Raw genomic sequence first — 16,962 nt, 5'->3', positions numbered from 1 at the left:
ATACTACACAAAAAAATCATGAGTGAAATATTGGCAACTACCTGGCAGGAGAAAGTAAAAGCTTATGCCGCACTTTCTGAAAAAATGGGTAAACTTCATCCCGAAATTTTAGAACTGGCCTATCAGGAAAATTGGTTTAAGCTTTTTGTGCCTGAAATTTATGGAGGACCAAATAAAAAACTTCCTGAAATTTTAAGACTGGAAGAAGAATTGGCAGAAGCCGACGGAAGTTTAGGTTGGACCATTACACTTTGTGCCGGTGCTGGCTGGTTTGCCGGGTTTTTAAATCCAGGGTTGGCCGCAGAGATTTTTGCTGACCGTGAAGTTTGTTTTGCAGGAAGTGGTGCTATTGGTGGAGTGGCCATTAAAACACATCGGGGTTATCTGCTCAATGGAAAATGGAGTTATGCCAGTGGTGCATTACATGCTACTATATTTACCGCTAACTGTACACTTAAAAACGAAAATGGCGATGACATCTTGGATGAAAATGGAGTGCCGGAAATTAAGTCATTCATTCTTAAAAAAGAGGAAGTAAATATTTTGCCTGGTTGGTCTTACTTTGGCTTAATAGCTACAGGAAGCCATGCTTTTGAAGTTTGCGATTTAAACGTTGAAGAAAATCGGGCTTTTAAAATTAACCAACAAATTGAAGTGGCCGATTCCGGCTTTGATTATCCTTTTTTACAGCTTGCAGAAACTACGCTAACGGTGAATAGTTTAGGAATGACCAATCATTTTATTAAACTGGTAGAGCAATCATTTTACTCCCGTTCTGGCTTAGGAAGGTATAACGAAGCACAAATTTTGTTTTTTAACAGTGAACTTAACCGTTGTAAAGAAGAAGTAATAAATCTTCGTAAAAAATTCTATCATACGTTTGATAAATCCTGGAATCAGTTAATGAGTGAAGGCAAAATTGCTGAGGATACTATAATAGAGGTGAGCTCAATCAGTCGTAAATTGGCTCATACCTGTTGGAAGTCGGCAGCTAATTTATTTCCGTATTGTGGTCTAGAAGCAGCCAAAAAGGAGTCAGAAATCAACAGGGTTTGGAGAGATATTCATACGGCTAGTCAGCATGCCTTACTTACTTTCGAAATTTAATTATTCCAAAAGCTCCGGCTTAATTTTATCTCTAAAATCAATAGCAAACTTATTCAGTTTTGGTTGTATTACAAAGGCACAATAAGGCTTTCCATGATTGTTATTGAAATAGTTTTGGTGATAGTCTTCAGCCTCATAAAATTCGGCTATGGGAGAAATTTCGGTTGTTATGGGCTTTTCGAAAATATGTTGTTGTGTTAAATCTGCTATTATTTTCTCCGCCTGTTTTTGCTGATCTTCATTTTGATAAAAAATCACCGAGCGGTACTGTGTACCCACATCATTACCTTGCCTATTTAAGGTTGTTGGGTTATGGGTTTTAAAAAATACCAATAGAAGTTCACTAAACGAAATAATACTTTCATCGAATACGACTTGAACTACTTCTGCATGTCCGGTATCACCATTACAAATTTCCATATAAGTAGGATGCTTTAAATCTCCCCCCATATAGCCTGATGTAACCTGGCTAACGCCATTCAATGTCTGAAAAACCGCTTCGGTACACCAAAAACAGCCTCCGCCAAATGTTGCTATTTGCATATCCTACACATATAAAATCTATACCAATTTTTTAGATCAATCAAAAAAAGACATTTTTTTGATATTAAACATTGGTTACATATTGATTATTCCTTTAAGTTTTAAGCAGGCGGTGTCTGGACCACTCTTTTAGGCAAATACATAATGAAATGTAGCTATATAGCAGTAAAACAAAAAAGCCTGTAATCGTAAATTACAGGCTTCAATTTTATTGGTATTGAATATATATCGGTTTTGGAGTAAGCTTCAGTAGCTCCTCAGGGGTCATCAAACGCTTAGGATCTTTCTTTAAATCATTTTTGTAAAATAATTTAAAGCCTGTAAACTGTACAGGTTCGCCCTGTATGAAGTGGCGATAGGTGCCTTTTTTTAAATCGGGTTCGCCCCACCCGTCCATGTGCACTACCACCTGCACTTCAGGACGTAATTTAATGTTAGCTGAATTGGTTACCATTTTCTTAGTAAAACGGTGCAATACAAATACTTTTGGAGGCAAATTGTGTTTTTTAACAATATCGGCCAGGTATTGAGTTACATAATTTACATCGGCAGCATCATAAGTGCCTATTTTTCTGCCAGGTAATGAACCATCCTTCATTGAAAATTCCGGGTCGATACCCAAATGTACATAAGGCAGTTCAAGATATTTTTCGATGTGCGGTAATTCTGCTTTTATGGTACTTAAAGCTACCTGAAGATCCAAAAATACAATTGTGTTAGGTTGCATTTTAGCAATTTTTAAAACAGAATCTATCTGTTTATTGCCCATCCTGTTGATGTATTTTCCATCTTTTCCTGGTGTTCCGCTTGCTACTGCGGCAATATAGTGTAATCCTGGTTGTACAGGGGTAGTAGGATCAGCCTTTTCCCAATGTTTAACCTCAGCATTTAAGCGTTGCCACATTTCTTTAGGTGCATATTCACCGAGTGCGCCCATTTTTTTCGAATGCAGGTTTCCATAATAAACAACAATACGTTTAAAAGGTAAAATAGCTCCTGCTAATGGATACGGCTGTTTTTTAACCGGCCATTTCCCGGTAGTATCTCCGTTTGCCAGTTTTTTTACCAACGAATCGTAAAGCTTTGGATCAACCGGTTTCATCACGTTCACAGTTGAGTCGGTTTTCTTTTTCGAGGTATCAGATGAGAAGATTTTACCAATGCTGTTTCCGCCTTTACCGTCTGAATTACAGTTGGCGAATAAACTGATTGCGGCAAAACCAAGTATTAGGGTGCCTGCTAATTGAGGGAATTTCATAGATATATTAGATAATTAAAATTTAGTCTTTTTCCGGACCGATGAAAGTAGGGCGGAAATCTGATAGTTTAAAATAAAGTAATCAACATTTACACATTACAGAATTTACCGAAAACGCCCAATGGCAATTTAATGCCTGAGGTAGCCTGTAAATAAAGTTCTCCCGTTTCGAGATTTTTAACCGCAGGAAAAGAAGTACGGATTAAATTTTCAACAATTACTGATGAAAAACCAAGCGAGTAGGTATTTAATATAAGGAAATGTTCTTTTTCATCTAATAATTGTACTACATCCTGCATCATTTCCTGGATATGATCTTCGAGTTTCCATTTTTCTCCATTAGGACCATGGCCATAAGCCGGTGGATCTAGAATAATACCATTGTATTTTTTGCCTCTTTTTAATTCTTTTTTTACAAATTTTAAGGCATCTTCCACCATCCAACGGGTATCTTTCAACCCCGAAAGTTCCTGATTTTCATTTGCCCAGGTAACTACTTGTTTAATCGAATCAACGTGAGTAGTTTCTGCGCCAGCTGCATTGGCGATTAATGAGGCTGCTCCGGTATAGGCAAATAGGTTTAAAACCTTTGGTTGCGGTGTTTTAAATTTTTTGATAGAAGAGGAGATACAATCCCAGTTTACAGCCTGCTCAGGAAATACGCCTACGTGTTTAAAAGAAGTTAAACCTAAGCGGAGTTTAATGGCCACTTCATCATTTTTATATTCTACATGCCAGCGATCAGGAATAGATTGATTTTTTTTTACCCATTCGCCAGAAGTTGCCGAACGGCCCCTGAATATGATGTTGGCCGTTTTTTTCCAATCCTGTTCTGAGTATGTTTTTTTCCATACCGCCTGAGGTTCAGGACGGATAAGGGTTACACTTCCAAAACGTTCTAATTTTTCAAAATCCCCGCAATCAATCAGTTCATAATCTTTCCAATGGGTGGGGGCAAGTAATTGTATCATGTATTAAAATAACTTTAAATTTGGGTAGCTTCTGATATATTGATCATCGGTTATCAGTGTTAAATCATTAGCTATTGCTTGTGAAATAATAAGCCTATCAAAAGGGTCTTTATGTATTAAGGGTAGTTTAGAATAAGTAGTAAAATCATATTTAGAAGGCTGAAGAATTTTTACCTGATACTTGTCGAGCAATTGATAAATGGAGTTTATATCATCTTTTAACTTCAGTTTCCCAATATTTAGCTTTATTGTGATTTCCCAAATGCTAACAATACTTATATGTTTTTCAGTATCAGGATTGTTTATGATCTCTATAATCTTTTTTGAAATAGCATTATCTCCATTAATAAAAAAAAGAAATATGTGTGTGTCTAATAAAAAACGCATTACATATAATCCTTTAGCTCGTCTAATGGCTCATTAAAATCATCAGAAATATAAAGAATTGTACCTTTTGCTGCACCATACAAGCTTTTTGGTTCTTCAACAATGTTTGACTCTTCACTTTTCGACTTTGGAAAACTCTTCGAATGTTTGGCTTTTAAAAAATCAATAAAATCTTCTACCTCATTTACCATGCTTTCTGGTAAGGTTTCCAATTTGTAAATGATATTTTTTGTAGCCGCAGTCATAATAAACAAATATAAGAATTTTCTTAAAACTTATCTTTTGCAGCTTTCATGAAGCGACTTGCAAATACGAAATCGTTTAGTTCCTTAATATCGGTATGTGCTATTTCTTTGTTGCTGCCTTCCCAGAATTTTTTTCCTTCGTGTAAAAATAAAATATAATCGCCGATACCCATAACCGAGTTCATATCATGTGTTACTACAATGGTTGTTGTTTTATATTCTTCTGTAATTTCCTGAATCAGTTCATCAATTACGATCGAAGTTTTTGGATCTAAACCCGAGTTAGGTTCATCGCAGAACAAATATTTCGGGTTCATAGAAATGGCACGTGCAATACCCACACGTTTTTTCATGCCACCAGATAATTCTGCAGGGAATAATTTGTTTTTACCTGCAAGGTTTACCCGTTCTAAACAAAAATCAACTCTTTCCAGCTTTTCTTTTCTACTTTGATCCGTAAACATGTTTAATGGAAACATGATATTTTCTTCAACAGTCATACTATCGAACAGGGCAGAGCCTTGAAATAACATACCGATTTCTTTACGCACCTCGATACGTTGCTCATAGGTCATCGGTGTAAAATCGCGGCCATCGTACAATACCGATCCAGAATCTGGCTGATGTAAACCTACCATGCATTTCAGTAAAGTCGTTTTTCCTGATCCGGAACCGCCAATAATTAAATTGGTTACACCTTCTTCAAACTTTCCGGAAATACCTTGCAATACATCATTTCCGGAAAACGATTTATAAATATCTTTAATTTCGATCATTACAATAAAAGTTGAGTAACTAAATAATCGCAAACAAGAATAGAGATACAGCTAATTACAACTGCTCTGGTACTGGCCTGCGAAACTTCTAAAGCACCACCACGAACATAAAAACCTTCGTATGCCGGAACTGATGTAATGATGAACCCAAATACAAAAGCTTTTACCAGTGCCACTACGATGGTATAAGGATTAAAATCGGTTGTAATACCCTGTATATATTCAGCAGGCGTAACCGCTCCTGAAATAGAACCGCCAATATATCCGCCGGTAATACTTAAAAACATAGAAATGATTACCAACATGGGTACCATGGTTATGCCTGAAATAATTTTAGGGAGAATGAGATATCCTGGTGCGTTGATACCCATAATTTCTAAAGCGTCAATCTGTTCAGTAACACGCATCGAACCAATTTCTGATGAAATGGCCGACCCTATTTTTCCTGCCAATACAATTGCACTAATGGTTGGGCTTAACTCCAAGATACTCGAGTCGCGGTTTACAGAACCAATAATGGTTTTTGGAATAAAATCACTAACCAATTGGAAAGCAATTTGTAAAGTCATTACCGCACCGATAAAAGTAGAGATAATCGCAATTAAACCTAAAGAGCCTACACCAACATAATCCATTTGTTTGGCGATTTCTTTCAGGTAAATTTTCAGTTTTTCCGGCCTTCTGAATACAGACTTGAGTAGCAGGATGTATCTGCCGAAATTGGTAAAATTCATTCCGTATGTATTTGCTTAATTTAAATGATCGTTCTATACTACTACAAAGAAACAATAAAAAAGTTGGAGCGCTTTGCTAATTACAAAAATATTCGTGGTTTTGAATATAATTATGGTTTTTTGTTAACAAAAATTAAACCATAAATGATGAAAGCGGTAATTACGGGTGCAACTAAAGGAATTGGAAGAGCCATTGCGACTAAATTTGCCCAGAACGGGTACGATTTAGTTTTAGTAGCAAGGGGATTAGATGAACTTGCCCGACTTCGGGAAGACTTAACCCCTTATGGGAATATTATTGTTACTCATGGAGCAGATTGTTCGGTTAAAGAGGAAGTGTATGCTTTTTTGAATTCGACAGCTATAAATTTTGATTACGTAGATGTTTTAGTCAACAATGTAGGGATCTTTTTGCCTGGCAGCATGCTTGATGAGGAGGACGAAACCTTCGAAAAGCAACAGCATTTAAATACCAATGCCAGTTATTATATCAGTAAGTTTTTTGGAAAAAAAATGCGTTCAGCCAAACGAGGCCATATATTCAACATCTGTTCTGTGGCTGGTAATGTACCCGTAAAAAATGGTGGTAGTTATAGTGTAACAAAAGCAGCGATGTTGAGTCTTAATCATGTATTGCGGCAAGAGTTAGCACCTCACAATGTTAAAGTAACAGCATTTTTGCCAGGCGCTACTAAAACTTCATCCTGGGAGGGAACAACAATTCCGGATGAGAAATTTGTACAGCCTGAAGATATTGCAGAAACTTTATTTACCATTTTAAACTTAAGTAAAGGGGTAAATGTAGATGAGGTTTTAATCACTCCGCTTGATTTTTAAACACAAAAATGAACAACGTTATGGAAAAGAAGCTTTTTAGAAACGAACACGATAAGATGATTGCCGGTGTAGCTTCGGGACTTGCAGATTACATGCAGGTGGAGGTTACCATAATTAGATTATTGTTTGCATTATCGGCTATATTTATGGCTGGAGGTGGCTTAATTGCCTATATTGTAATGTGGATTATTGTTCCGGTTAATAACGATCCGGCGGCAAGATTTTCCAAATTCAACGACTACTTTGGTAATAAAAACTCAAATCCACAGCCATTTGGAACCGCCGATCCTTTTGCAGGGCCTGCTAATCAAGGAAATCAGAATTGGACACAACCTGTAGATGGCACACAGAAAACACCTTTCGAAACACAGCCAGACTTTAGTAAATTCAATAAATCTAATGATACTGGTCGCACCATAGGCGGATTGGTATTGCTGGTAATAGGATGTTTTTTTCTGATGCGCGAAATGGATTTTATACCTGACTGGTTTAGCATCCGTAACTTATTCAGGTATATGTGGCCGTTAATATTTATTGCTTTAGGTATAAGTATTATTGCCAAATCAAAAAGAAAAAATGACTGGGCGACTTTTCAGCACCAACAAGAGGCTGAGCAGCAGAAAACGGCAGATTTTTCTGAAGCTGTTGTAGAAAATGAGCCTGTTGCCCCTGTAAATAAAGATGATCAATCAACACCCGCTAACCCTCAAGTATAAATAAAATGAAACTAGATAGATTAATATGGGGTATCATCCTGCTTTTTATTGGCGGTGTACTTCTACTCGAAAACTTTGGAGTAATCGAATTTTATTGGCGCAGCGTATGGAGCTTTTGGCCGGTATTCTTAATTATAGCAGGCTTAAATATCCTTTTTAACAGAAACAATTCGCAAACAGGCAGCATGATTTCGATTGGTGTTCTGGTGATTGCTTTATCGTTCCTTTTTTATAAAGGACAACAGGTGCCAGAACATGGGAATTGGTGGGGACGCCATTTCAAAAAAGATATTGACGTAAATATCGATCACAATGATGGCGACAATGATAATGACGATGATCAGGATACAACATCCTATCACTCCAGTTTATCAGAGCCATTTGTAAACGCCGATAATGCTAAGAAAACGGTTTTGAATATTTCAGGTGGTGGTATATCATTTAACCTTGATGGCGAAACCTCCGAATTGATTAGTGCGGATATAAAGAAAAAACATGGCAACTTTTCTTTAAAGAAAGTCCTTACCGATAGTGCGACTGTACTTACTTTCCAAATGGACGATAAAAAAAACAAATGGAATTTTGGAGATGGGGGTAACGATGTTGATTTTAAATTGAATAAAGGCGCCAACTGGGATATCTTAATGAAACTTGGTGCAGGCGAAGCAAACTTCGATTTCGCTGATTACAAAGTACGTACTTTTCGTTTTGATGGTGGGGCAGCAGCTCTTGATATCAAGTTTGGAGATTTGTTACCAATAACTGATGTGATCGTAAAATCGGGTGTTGCCGATGTTAAAATTAAAGTACCTGCCAACTCGGGCTGCAGGATTAAAACCAAAACAGGTTTATCGGCAAAGGATTTTGATGGGTTCGAAAAACTGAGTGAGGGTGTTTATGAAACTTCAAATTACAAAACTTCCACTAAAAAAATCTTTATCAATTTAGATGGGGGATTGAGTAACTTTGAAGTAAGCAGGTATTAGGAAGACTGAAGGTTTTAAGGTGGATGGTGTAAGGCTTTATTCGATCTAAACTTTTATGCACTACTGATCTTACAATCCTAAAATCTCAAATCCCGATCCAACCTAATGAATCCTGATCAATACACAGTAGTAATTAATGGTAAGCCACAAGGCCCATATAATTTATCCGAACTGAAAGATTTAAACATCACAGCGAATACTTTTATACGTAAGCCCGGAATGGACGATTATAAAGAAGCTCATGCAATTTCCGAATTGCGTGAGCTTTTGGGCTTTAGTTATCAAAAAACAGCCCCCCAATATTTCGCCGCTTTTGATCAAAGATTATTGGCTTCAGTAATTGATCATTTTATTATTTTTGGAATATATAGCATCATTATTTTAACAAGCTATATTTTTATCGAAGGCAAAGACCAGCGGATTATGGCTTTTCTAATCCCATTCCCATCCATATTTATCATTAAACTCATTTATGGCAGTATTGCAGAGGCATCAGCCAGTCAGGCTACTATTGGTAAAAAACTCCTCAACATTAAAGTAACCGATTTAGAAGGAAGCCGGGTTTCTCTCGGTATGTCTCTGGTTAGGAATTTTTCCAAAATCTTATCGGTAATTCCTGTTTTTTTTGGCTATCTGTACAGTTTCCTGAATAAGAAAAACCAGTGCTGGCACGATATTGCGGCTAATACTTTAGTAATAAAGGATAGATTGATCTGATTAGAAAAGCAAGGTTATCACATCTATTTTCGTTATCCGGGCTGTACGCTATATCTTTGGCTAGCTTTCGACTACGCTACCATTGACTTTATTTCACAAAAAAATTGTTAATCAGTGCTTTGACTGCTTTCGCATTTCCATCCAGCTAGGCCATAGCACAGTATCGCCGTTCTACGTAAATCCGGCCTAACAAATTTTTCGGGCTGCACCGTTCTGGCCGCACAACTGGCTTCAAAAGAAAACGGCGAAGCCCTCATGAATGCAGCTGAAAGTTATAAACAACAAATGAATAAATTTTCAGCCGGCATTTTTTGGTTCTTTTTGATGCCAAAAAGAAGGAGCCCTTCGGCGGCGGCGAGCCGAGGCAAGACCGTGGTGTATGGCAAAGAAATCAATTATACGTAATTCATATTGATTTTTATTAAATAAATTATTCCTTAGGCTGACAGCCAAAGGATGCCGCTTTCATCCCGTTTATGAAACTTAGGTCGGTGCAATGATGCCAAACCCACCCACCGTTAAAAAATAACCCCAATTTCAATTTCTGCTTTCAGTTAAAAGATGTTAAATATGAATTAAGCTATTATTCTATTGATTAGTTTTAGTAAAATTAATCTAATATGCTACGTATATTTCTCACCGCTGTTTTTGCTTTTTATCAATTTAGCTCTTTTTGCCAAACATCATCAGATTCGTTAAAACTTGTTAAGGATGAATATAATCTTGGGTTTGAAAAAATAATCCCTAGTACTAAGTCTTCTGTTGGATGGAATACGGGAACAACCAAAAGTGGATATAAGGTTGAAATCGATTCAACCCAAAAACATACAGGCAAATACTCCTTATTGATAGAAAATATTGCCCAAGATGTTGAATCAAATTATGCCATGTCTAGTTTAATTATTCCTGCAAAATTTGATGGGAGGGAAGTAGAAATTAGATTTTATCTAAAATTAGAGCATATTACCGGCCATGTGGATTTTCCATTTAGAATTGATGATGAGAATAATGACAAGTTACAATTTACCAATCTACTAGCGAAGAGGATATATGGAACGCAAGACTGGAAGCAATATAGCCTTAAATTGCCGCTTCAAAAAGAGGCCACAACAATTAATCTTTTTCCTTTGTTATATGGTCCAGGTAAGATGTGGATTGATGATGTTCAGGTTCTGATTGATGGTGTGGATATTAGTCAGGCTAAGATTAAGACAGATTATAACCCCAATCCGCCACAGCCCATTAATTATGGTAGTAATGTTTCAGCATCAGGTAAAGTTAAAGTAAAAGATGCTGACCTATATTATGAAACTTACGGAAAAGGCGAGCCCCTATTGTTATTGCATGGAAACAGCCAATCGATAAGTGTTTTTAAGAAACAGATTAAAGCGTTCTCAAAAAAATATAAAGTTATTGCAGTAGATACCCGTGGACAAGGTAAAAGCACTGATTATATTACAGATCCACTTTCTTATGACCTGTATGCTGAAGACATGAAAATATTACTTGATTCTCTGCATATCAATAAAACGAATATTTTAGGGTGGAGCGATGGTGGAAATACAGGATTGATAATGGCTGCTAAATACCCTAAATATGTAGATAAACTCGCCGTTACTGGTGCCTGTACAAATCCAAATGATGCCGTTTCAACCAGCACGTTAGAGGAAGTTCGCAAGGCTATTGAAAGTTTAAAAACGAAATTAGATGCTCAGTCAAAGTATCAGGTTAAATTATTTACCATGTTATTAACTGAGCCACATCTTACGGCTTTAGACCTAAAGAAGATTAAAGCTCCGGTATTGGTAATGGCAGGCGAAAAAGATATGATTTTAGAAAAGCACACTAAGTTTATAGCTGATAATATTCCTAAATCGCAACTTTTTATTTTTAAGGGCGCTTCACACTATGTGCCTGTAGAAAAGGTTTCCGAATTTAATACTGAGGTACTCACTTTTTTAAACCAGTAATATCTGTTACAGGTAAGAGTTTTTGACGTTGCTAACCTGCATCTTTTACAACATTCCAACTTAAAACATTCCAACAATCCTTATCTTTGCAAACAGATGGAAAATATATTGGCAAAACATGATCTGGCTGGCGGATATTGCAACAGTTTAACCACTTATTCGAGGTATTTAACCCGGGAAGTCAACATTGGTGATATCGCACTGGGTGGGCACAATCCGATCCGGATTCAATCGATGACGACCACCGATACGATGGATACTTTGGGTACGGTAGAACAGACGATCCGCATGGTAGAATCGGGTTGCGAATATGTGCGTATTACTGCGCCAAGCATTAAAGAGGCCGAAAATCTGGCCAATATTAAAAAAGAACTGCGCTTGCGTGGTTATAATGTTCCTTTAATTGCCGACATCCATTTTACACCAAATGCAGCTGAAATGGCAGCACGAATTGTAGAAAAAGTGCGTGTTAATCCGGGTAATTATGCTGATAAAAAGAAATTCGAAAATATAGAATATACGCAGGATGCCTATAATGCAGAACTAAGCCGGATTTACAAAAAGTTTATCCCTTTAGTTAAAATTTGTAAGGAATATGGTACGGCCATGCGCATCGGTACTAACCACGGATCGCTTTCTGACAGGATTATGAGCCATTATGGCGATACACCCCGCGGAATGGTTGAATCGGCAATGGAGTTTATCCGAATGTGCGAAGACCAGAATTATTATAATCTGGTAATTTCGATGAAAGCCAGCAATACCCAGGTGATGGTTCAGGCTTATCGCTTACTGGTAGAAACCATGGCTAAAGAGGGGATGAATTACCCTTTGCATTTGGGCGTTACAGAAGCTGGTGACGGCGAAGATGGTCGCATTAAATCGGCCGTTGGTATTGGTACTCTGTTAGAAGATGGACTGGGTGATACCATCCGCGTTTCATTAACCGAAGACCCTGAATTTGAAGCACCGGTGGCTAAAGCTTTGGCAGACCGCTATGCTTTAAGGAGTCCGAAGTCCGAAGTCGGAAGTCCAGAATCGATTAATTTACGCCCCGCGCCCCACGCTCCACGCCAAACTTATAATCCTTACGAATACAACCGCCGCATCACCACTCCAGTACAACATATTGGCGGGCATCACCATCCGGTAGTGATGATTGATGTTTCGAAAGAAAATTTAAAAGATCCTTACTTTTTAAGTTCGGTTGGTTATAACTATAGTGCAGGTTTAGATAAATATAATCTGGCCGATCAGGCATGCGATTTAGCTTATTTAGGCGATAATTTACCTTCTTTCTCTTTTCCGGGAAATTTAAAACAGGTTTATAATTATCAAACCTGGTTAAAATTAAAAGATAAGAACAATTGTCATCCTTTATTTTCCCTGGGAGAATTTATTGAAAGTGAAGTTCGAGATGAAGTGTTGAACTTTGTCCAGGTTGATTCAAAACAATTCAGCAATATAACAATTGCACAATTGGATAGCACGGTTGTTTTAATCCTCGAAACCAGTTCAACTCACGGAATGGCTGAGCAAAGGGCATTTTTTGTTTCAATGCAGGAAAAAAATGCTCAGATTCCGGTTATTATAAAAAGAACTTACCAGGATGCTGATGCCGATCATTTAATGCTTTATGCCGCTACGGATCTTGGTGCCTTGCTTACCGATGGTTTCGGTGACGGTCTATGGATTGACGCGGAAGGACAAAATCTTTCGTTGATCAACCCGACCAGTTTCGGGATTTTACAGGCTACCCGTACAAGGATTAGTAAAACGGAATACATCTCATGCCCAAGCTGCGGCCGGACCCTTTTCGACTTGCAGGAAACCACACAACTGATCCGCTCACGTACCAATCATTTAAAAGGAATTAAAATAGGTATCATGGGCTGTATTGTTAACGGTCCCGGCGAAATGGCCGATGCCGACTATGGTTATGTTGGTACCGGACCTGATAAAATTACTTTATACCGTGGTAAAGAAGTGGTAAAGAAAAATGTAACTACTGCTTATGCTTTGGATGAGTTGATCGACATTATTAAAGATGATGGCAACTGGGTAGAGAAAATTTAATAAAATTCAAATGTTTAATAGCGCTCCAAATAAATATTATCTTCCTCCTGAGTTTAACCTGAGGAAGAAAGTGATGCAAATTTATGATGATAAGATTATCGTCACCGATCGTCCTGATTTTAGTTATGATCATGTTTGGAAACCATTTGTATTTATAGGAATTTATCTGATCAGCTTTTTTTTTACCGGGTTTATGAATTATGTTCAGATAGCCATCACTCTGATTGTCTTTTTTGAGAGTTTAAAAGAGCCTGATAATAGATTAACCAATTTCGAAGCTGCATTTCTAATATTTCAACGTTTAATTGCGGTTGGGTTGCTTTTTTTATTTGACTTTAAAATTTTTCTAGGATATGTTCTATTGACTGAAATATGTTTTAACTTAAGGTTAAAGTTTTTGAAACGAGAAGAACCAAGTGAATTTAATCGAGCTGATATTCAATCTATAACTTTTAAAAAAGCTGCTGTTTTTAGAAGCCCAATTATTACCATTTCATATTTTGATCATCTACATTCTTTGAAAACGGCTAGCTATACTTTTTCAGATGATTGCGAGCTAGATTTCGGTAGAATTAAATTAGCTGAAACTAATGTCGTTTTATTATAGATAAGATCCTTTAGTCCGTATCCTTACAGACCACTATACTGTCATTCTGAGCGCAGCGAAGAATCTATATTCTGGTAGCACCGACTAAAAACTACTGTGCCATTATCAATACTAGCATAGTTTTAGCAGTACCAATATTCTCACAGCAGATTCTTCATTGTATTCAGAATGACAAAGACTACAGCACCATTTAATTTTCTGACCAATAAATCCTAAATTGCCTTGATGAATATCCCCGAGTTTCAATACCTGTTTAGTGAACTTAGAAACTGGCTGGCTGGTAAAGGCCTTGCAGGTAGTGAACTTGTTTATTCTTATTTTTTTATCGGACTGGTAGGCGTTACGCTATTTTTATTCATCACTATTTTTGTAACTCGCCAGGCTTTTATCGTAGTCGTAAAAAGTGCCAAAACCAAATCGGATTGGCAAAAGGCATTGTTCGAGTTTAGGGTGTTCAGGGCTTTCGCTTTAATATTTGGAGCATACATTATTTATAATGTTGTTCCTTATCTTTTTATCGATTTTAAAAACGGGTTATTTTATGCTTTAATATTTGCTAAAATCTACATGGTTTTAGCCGTAATGTTTGCTATAAATGCATTTCTGAATGCTTTGGTGTCCATCATGGAATCATCAAAGAAATATGCCGATAAACCCATAAGGAGTTACAAACAGGTAGCCAAAATTGTATTTTATATTGTTGGCTTCGTGTTGATTCTATCAATTATTTTAGGTGAATCACCCTTATATGTCTTTGGTGGTTTCGGTGCGGTTACTGCTGTTTTTATCCTGGTTTTCCGGGATCCTATTTTAGGTTTTGTAGCTTCGGTACAGATGAGTGCCATCGATCTGGTGAGGGTCGGCGATTGGATTACGGTAGAAAAATATGGTGCTGATGGCGAGGTAACCGAGATTAATTTGACGACCATTAAAGTACGTAACTGGGATAAAACGGTAACCATTGTACCTAGTTATGCCATTGTAAGTGAGTCGTTCAAAAATTGGCGTGCCATGGAAGAAAGTGAGGGCAGAAGGATTAAACGCCACATCAACATCAAAATTTCGAGTATTAAATTCTGTGATGAAGAACTGATCGGGAGGTTACAGAGCATCGATTATTTAAAAGATTATCTCAAAGAAACCCAAGCCTTTATTGAGCGTTATAATGCGGAAAATACGGTGAATCCCAACAACCTGGTTAACGGCCGCCACATGACCAATATTGGTACTTTTAGGGTTTATGCCGAAAAATACCTCGAAAGCAATCCTCATATCAATAAGGAACTCACCTTTATGGTACGCCAGTTACAGGCTACAGAAAACGGATTACCGATTGAAATTTATGTATTCTCGAAAGAAAAAGGTTTAAAACGTTTTGAAGAAGTGGCTGCAGATATTTTTGACCATTTGTTGGCTGCGGTTCCCTATTTTGATTTGGAGATTTTCCAAAGCCCTAGTGGAAGCGATATGCGTAATTTTGTAAGGAGAGGCGATGATTAATCATCGCCGGGGGTTCTCTAGCACAATAATATCTCCAATCCTCTCTAGCACGTAGTCAATTAATTTTTGATTTTTAAAATCAAACCATAGCTGCCTGTATTCGCCTGAATTATCTATCTCATATTTGAATTCTCTGAAAGGTTTTCTTTTATTAAGTGCTTCGATTAATGTAACTTTTATCCGTGTATTGTCGGGTAGCTCATCTGTAAAATCTTCCATAAACCTAAAAGACTCAGTGGAATCCGGTTTTTCAATTTTCCTATAATCGTTAAAATTATGCTCTACTTCTTTAATATCCTCATCCCATGCATCCGAGTCGTTATATTGCATTAGTTGATCGCTTGGTAGAAAGATCAGTTTATTATTCTTAATATTCCAATGGCACACTAAACCGCAATCAATAGTGTCTGCTATTTCTTTAATTTGTTCTGAAGTTAAAGCAGTCATAAAATTCAATTATTCTTCACCCAAAAATAATAAAACCTTTTCGCAAACCTTAAACAAAAGTGGTGGTAAAGTTTCACTCGTGTAAGGCTGTGTTGCTCCATACACATGGTTGGCAGCTTCAATTTTAACCAACCTGCTGCCCGGGTTGGCTTCTGCCAAGGTCTGAGCGGTTTCGAAAGGAACATTTACATCATCATCACCGTGGATAATTAACCAGGGAATATTTACACGTTTTGCCGCATCTGTAATATTCAATGTTGCGGCATTTTCTTCCAGATCTTCCAATAAAGTAACATTCAAAGGCATCTGTTCTTTGGTACGGGCATTGGTGACGAATATTTTACTGTTTTTCTTCCACTCTGCCTCCTGTTCTTTTTTCCAGAGACTATTAAAATCGGCAATGGCACTCCAGGTAATCAGTTTGTTAATCCTCAAATCGTTTGCAGCCTCTATGATGGATAATCCACCGCCACGACTATGGCCAATCAAATTTACTTTTGTGTTTGCGCCGTAAGCTTTTTCAATAAAATCGAGTACCGCGTTTACATCAAAAAGCTCTTTCGATACGGTATTGCTGGCAAAAGCTTCCATATCCGTCACATCTTTCGGGTCATCAACCGGCACACCGCTATGTGATAAATTGAACTTGATGTAACGGTAACCATTGCCGGCAAAATACCGGGCGACTAAATTATGTGCGCCCCAATCTTTAAAACCTTTAAAGCCATGTACAAAAAGTATAATGGGTGTATTGGGATTTTTTTCATCAAAAGTGATGTCGCCGATAATTAATTTTCCGTCAGCACCGCTAAGGCTAAAATTGCTTTGTATAATCATAGTTTAGAAATTGGTATAAAATATAAACCTAAAAAATCTAATTTTGTTGTATTTGGGATAGTAAGAAACAGATTACTACCTTTAGTATAATAGCCCTGATGGAAATGGAAATCCCTTTTGGAACCGATGAATTGTTGTTTAAAGATTTTATCCAAAAGGATTGCAATGTACAGCAGGACAGTACCTTTCCTAATTGCACAGGCATTGCGCTTCAAAAAAAGCATATTATTTTAATAGGGCCTGTTTAA

The 16,962-nt window shown here is 37.2% G+C and carries 19 protein-coding genes; 10 read left to right on the top strand and 9 right to left on the bottom strand.

The genetic code is table 11. The features are described from left to right. Positions 1–18: 18 nt before the first annotated feature. A complete protein-coding gene (locus FFJ24_RS16780; protein ID WP_138818299.1) occupies positions 19–1,107 on the top strand; it encodes an acyl-CoA dehydrogenase in 1,089 nt (362 codons plus the stop codon). Here the strand turns inward: FFJ24_RS16780 and msrA are convergent, their stop codons facing one another. The 7 genes from msrA to FFJ24_RS16745 all read right to left on the bottom strand — a co-directional run bounded on the left by msrA (position 1,108) and on the right by FFJ24_RS16745 (position 6,021). Continuing rightward, positions 1,108–1,650, bottom strand: coding sequence for a peptide-methionine (S)-S-oxide reductase MsrA (gene msrA / locus FFJ24_RS16775; RefSeq protein ID WP_138818298.1), 543 nt, complete (start codon positions 1,648–1,650; stop codon positions 1,108–1,110). It abuts the gene before it with no gap. A gap of 208 nt (positions 1,651–1,858) precedes the next feature. After that, complete coding sequence (locus FFJ24_RS16770; RefSeq protein WP_138818297.1) at positions 1,859–2,908, bottom strand: hypothetical protein; 1,050 nt, start codon at positions 2,906–2,908, stop codon at positions 1,859–1,861. 89 nt (positions 2,909–2,997) lie between these two features. Then, positions 2,998–3,879 (bottom strand): class I SAM-dependent methyltransferase, encoded by an 882-nt coding sequence (locus FFJ24_RS16765; RefSeq protein WP_138818296.1) that lies wholly within the window; start codon positions 3,877–3,879, stop codon positions 2,998–3,000. Positions 3,880–3,882: 3 nt separating this feature from the next. Next, entirely contained in the window at positions 3,883–4,266 is a 384-nt protein-coding gene (locus FFJ24_RS16760; RefSeq protein WP_138818295.1) for a type II toxin-antitoxin system VapC family toxin, read from the bottom strand. Further along, positions 4,266–4,511: a DUF2281 domain-containing protein gene (locus FFJ24_RS16755; RefSeq protein WP_138818294.1), complete on the bottom strand. Its 246-nt coding sequence runs from the start codon at positions 4,509–4,511 to the stop codon at positions 4,266–4,268. The genes FFJ24_RS16760 and FFJ24_RS16755 overlap by 1 nt, the downstream gene beginning before the upstream one ends. 23 nt (positions 4,512–4,534) lie before the next feature. Continuing rightward, positions 4,535–5,287, bottom strand: a complete 753-nt coding sequence (locus tag FFJ24_RS16750) for an ABC transporter ATP-binding protein (protein WP_086547603.1) — start codon at positions 5,285–5,287, stop codon at positions 4,535–4,537. Next, positions 5,287–6,021, bottom strand: coding sequence for an ABC transporter permease (locus FFJ24_RS16745; protein WP_025145954.1), 735 nt, complete (start codon positions 6,019–6,021; stop codon positions 5,287–5,289). Before FFJ24_RS16745 ends, FFJ24_RS16750 begins: the two co-directional genes overlap by 1 nt. Before the next feature lie 144 nt (positions 6,022–6,165). Here FFJ24_RS16745 and FFJ24_RS16740 point away from each other — a divergent pair, with 144 nt between their 5' ends. The 9 genes from FFJ24_RS16740 to FFJ24_RS16705 all read left to right on the top strand — a co-directional run bounded on the left by FFJ24_RS16740 (position 6,166) and on the right by FFJ24_RS16705 (position 15,430). After that, positions 6,166–6,858, top strand: coding sequence for an SDR family oxidoreductase (locus FFJ24_RS16740; RefSeq protein ID WP_246862636.1), 693 nt, complete (start codon positions 6,166–6,168; stop codon positions 6,856–6,858). Between the two features lie 20 nt (positions 6,859–6,878). After that, the gene (locus tag FFJ24_RS16735) at positions 6,879–7,574 is read left to right on the top strand and encodes a PspC domain-containing protein (protein ID WP_168202498.1); all 696 of its coding nucleotides are present in this window, start codon (positions 6,879–6,881) and stop codon (positions 7,572–7,574) included. Between the two features lie 5 nt (positions 7,575–7,579). Then, a complete protein-coding gene (locus FFJ24_RS16730) occupies positions 7,580–8,560 on the top strand; it encodes a LiaI-LiaF-like domain-containing protein (protein WP_138818292.1) in 981 nt (326 codons plus the stop codon). A 105-nt stretch (positions 8,561–8,665) separates the two neighbouring features. Then, positions 8,666–9,277: an RDD family protein gene (locus FFJ24_RS16725; RefSeq protein WP_138818291.1), complete on the top strand. Its 612-nt coding sequence runs from the start codon at positions 8,666–8,668 to the stop codon at positions 9,275–9,277. Between the two features lie 255 nt (positions 9,278–9,532). Continuing rightward, positions 9,533–9,682, top strand: coding sequence for a hypothetical protein (locus FFJ24_RS26145; RefSeq protein ID WP_168202497.1), 150 nt, complete (start codon positions 9,533–9,535; stop codon positions 9,680–9,682). Between the two features lie 215 nt (positions 9,683–9,897). Beyond that, positions 9,898–11,247, top strand: coding sequence for an alpha/beta fold hydrolase (locus FFJ24_RS16720; RefSeq protein WP_138818290.1), 1,350 nt, complete (start codon positions 9,898–9,900; stop codon positions 11,245–11,247). Between the two features lie 96 nt (positions 11,248–11,343). Beyond that, positions 11,344–13,323 carry a (E)-4-hydroxy-3-methylbut-2-enyl-diphosphate synthase gene (gene ispG / locus FFJ24_RS16715; protein ID WP_138818289.1) on the top strand — a complete coding sequence of 660 codons (1,980 nt, stop codon included), beginning with the start codon at positions 11,344–11,346 and terminating at the stop codon, positions 13,321–13,323. A 10-nt stretch (positions 13,324–13,333) separates the two neighbouring features. Further along, positions 13,334–13,930 (top strand): hypothetical protein, encoded by a 597-nt coding sequence (locus tag FFJ24_RS16710; RefSeq protein WP_138818288.1) that lies wholly within the window; start codon positions 13,334–13,336, stop codon positions 13,928–13,930. Positions 13,931–14,155: 225 nt separating this feature from the next. Then, positions 14,156–15,430 (top strand): mechanosensitive ion channel family protein, encoded by a 1,275-nt coding sequence (locus FFJ24_RS16705; RefSeq protein WP_138818287.1) that lies wholly within the window; start codon positions 14,156–14,158, stop codon positions 15,428–15,430. On the opposite strand, the gene FFJ24_RS16700 is transcribed toward FFJ24_RS16705, so the two are convergent. Beyond that, complete coding sequence (locus FFJ24_RS16700) at positions 15,431–15,877, bottom strand: UPF0158 family protein (RefSeq protein WP_138818286.1); 447 nt, start codon at positions 15,875–15,877, stop codon at positions 15,431–15,433. It lies immediately after the preceding gene. A 9-nt stretch (positions 15,878–15,886) separates the two neighbouring features. Next, positions 15,887–16,714, bottom strand: coding sequence for a S9 family peptidase (locus FFJ24_RS16695; protein WP_138818285.1), 828 nt, complete (start codon positions 16,712–16,714; stop codon positions 15,887–15,889). Positions 16,715–16,962: the final 248 nt, after the last annotated feature.

It is taken from the genome of Pedobacter sp. KBS0701 (assembly GCF_005938645.2).
Classification (GTDB): Bacteria; Bacteroidota; Bacteroidia; order Sphingobacteriales; family Sphingobacteriaceae; genus Pedobacter.
The sequence above is the reverse complement of the archived record's forward strand: the minus strand, read 5'-3'. Positions and strand labels throughout refer to the sequence as shown.

Bases quoted from the DNA above. Each gene is read 5' to 3' on its own strand.
- FFJ24_RS16745 (WP_025145954.1), bottom strand. From the start codon at position 6,021: ATGAATTTTACCAATTTCGGCAGATACATCCTGCTACTCAAGTCTGTA.
- FFJ24_RS16750 (WP_086547603.1), bottom strand. From the start codon at position 5,287: ATGATCGAAATTAAAGATATTTATAAATCGTTTTCCGGAAATGATGTA.
- FFJ24_RS16730 (WP_138818292.1), top strand. From the start codon at position 7,580: ATGAAACTAGATAGATTAATATGGGGTATCATCCTGCTTTTTATTGGC.
- FFJ24_RS16700 (WP_138818286.1), bottom strand. From the start codon at position 15,877: ATGACTGCTTTAACTTCAGAACAAATTAAAGAAATAGCAGACACTATT.
- FFJ24_RS16695 (WP_138818285.1), bottom strand. From the start codon at position 16,714: ATGATTATACAAAGCAATTTTAGCCTTAGCGGTGCTGACGGAAAATTA.
- FFJ24_RS16705 (WP_138818287.1), top strand. From the start codon at position 14,156: ATGAATATCCCCGAGTTTCAATACCTGTTTAGTGAACTTAGAAACTGG.
- FFJ24_RS16710 (WP_138818288.1), top strand. From the start codon at position 13,334: ATGTTTAATAGCGCTCCAAATAAATATTATCTTCCTCCTGAGTTTAAC.
- FFJ24_RS16760 (WP_138818295.1), bottom strand. From the start codon at position 4,266: ATGCGTTTTTTATTAGACACACACATATTTCTTTTTTTTATTAATGGA.
- FFJ24_RS16735 (WP_168202498.1), top strand. From the start codon at position 6,879: ATGGAAAAGAAGCTTTTTAGAAACGAACACGATAAGATGATTGCCGGT.
- FFJ24_RS16720 (WP_138818290.1), top strand. From the start codon at position 9,898: ATGCTACGTATATTTCTCACCGCTGTTTTTGCTTTTTATCAATTTAGC.
- FFJ24_RS16725 (WP_138818291.1), top strand. From the start codon at position 8,666: ATGAATCCTGATCAATACACAGTAGTAATTAATGGTAAGCCACAAGGC.
- FFJ24_RS16755 (WP_138818294.1), bottom strand. From the start codon at position 4,511: ATGACTGCGGCTACAAAAAATATCATTTACAAATTGGAAACCTTACCA.
- FFJ24_RS16780 (WP_138818299.1), top strand. From the start codon at position 19: ATGAGTGAAATATTGGCAACTACCTGGCAGGAGAAAGTAAAAGCTTAT.
- msrA (WP_138818298.1), bottom strand. From the start codon at position 1,650: ATGCAAATAGCAACATTTGGCGGAGGCTGTTTTTGGTGTACCGAAGCG.
- FFJ24_RS26145 (WP_168202497.1), top strand. From the start codon at position 9,533: ATGAATGCAGCTGAAAGTTATAAACAACAAATGAATAAATTTTCAGCC.
- FFJ24_RS16765 (WP_138818296.1), bottom strand. From the start codon at position 3,879: ATGATACAATTACTTGCCCCCACCCATTGGAAAGATTATGAACTGATT.
- FFJ24_RS16770 (WP_138818297.1), bottom strand. From the start codon at position 2,908: ATGAAATTCCCTCAATTAGCAGGCACCCTAATACTTGGTTTTGCCGCA.
- ispG (WP_138818289.1), top strand. From the start codon at position 11,344: ATGGAAAATATATTGGCAAAACATGATCTGGCTGGCGGATATTGCAAC.
- FFJ24_RS16740 (WP_246862636.1), top strand. From the start codon at position 6,166: ATGATGAAAGCGGTAATTACGGGTGCAACTAAAGGAATTGGAAGAGCC.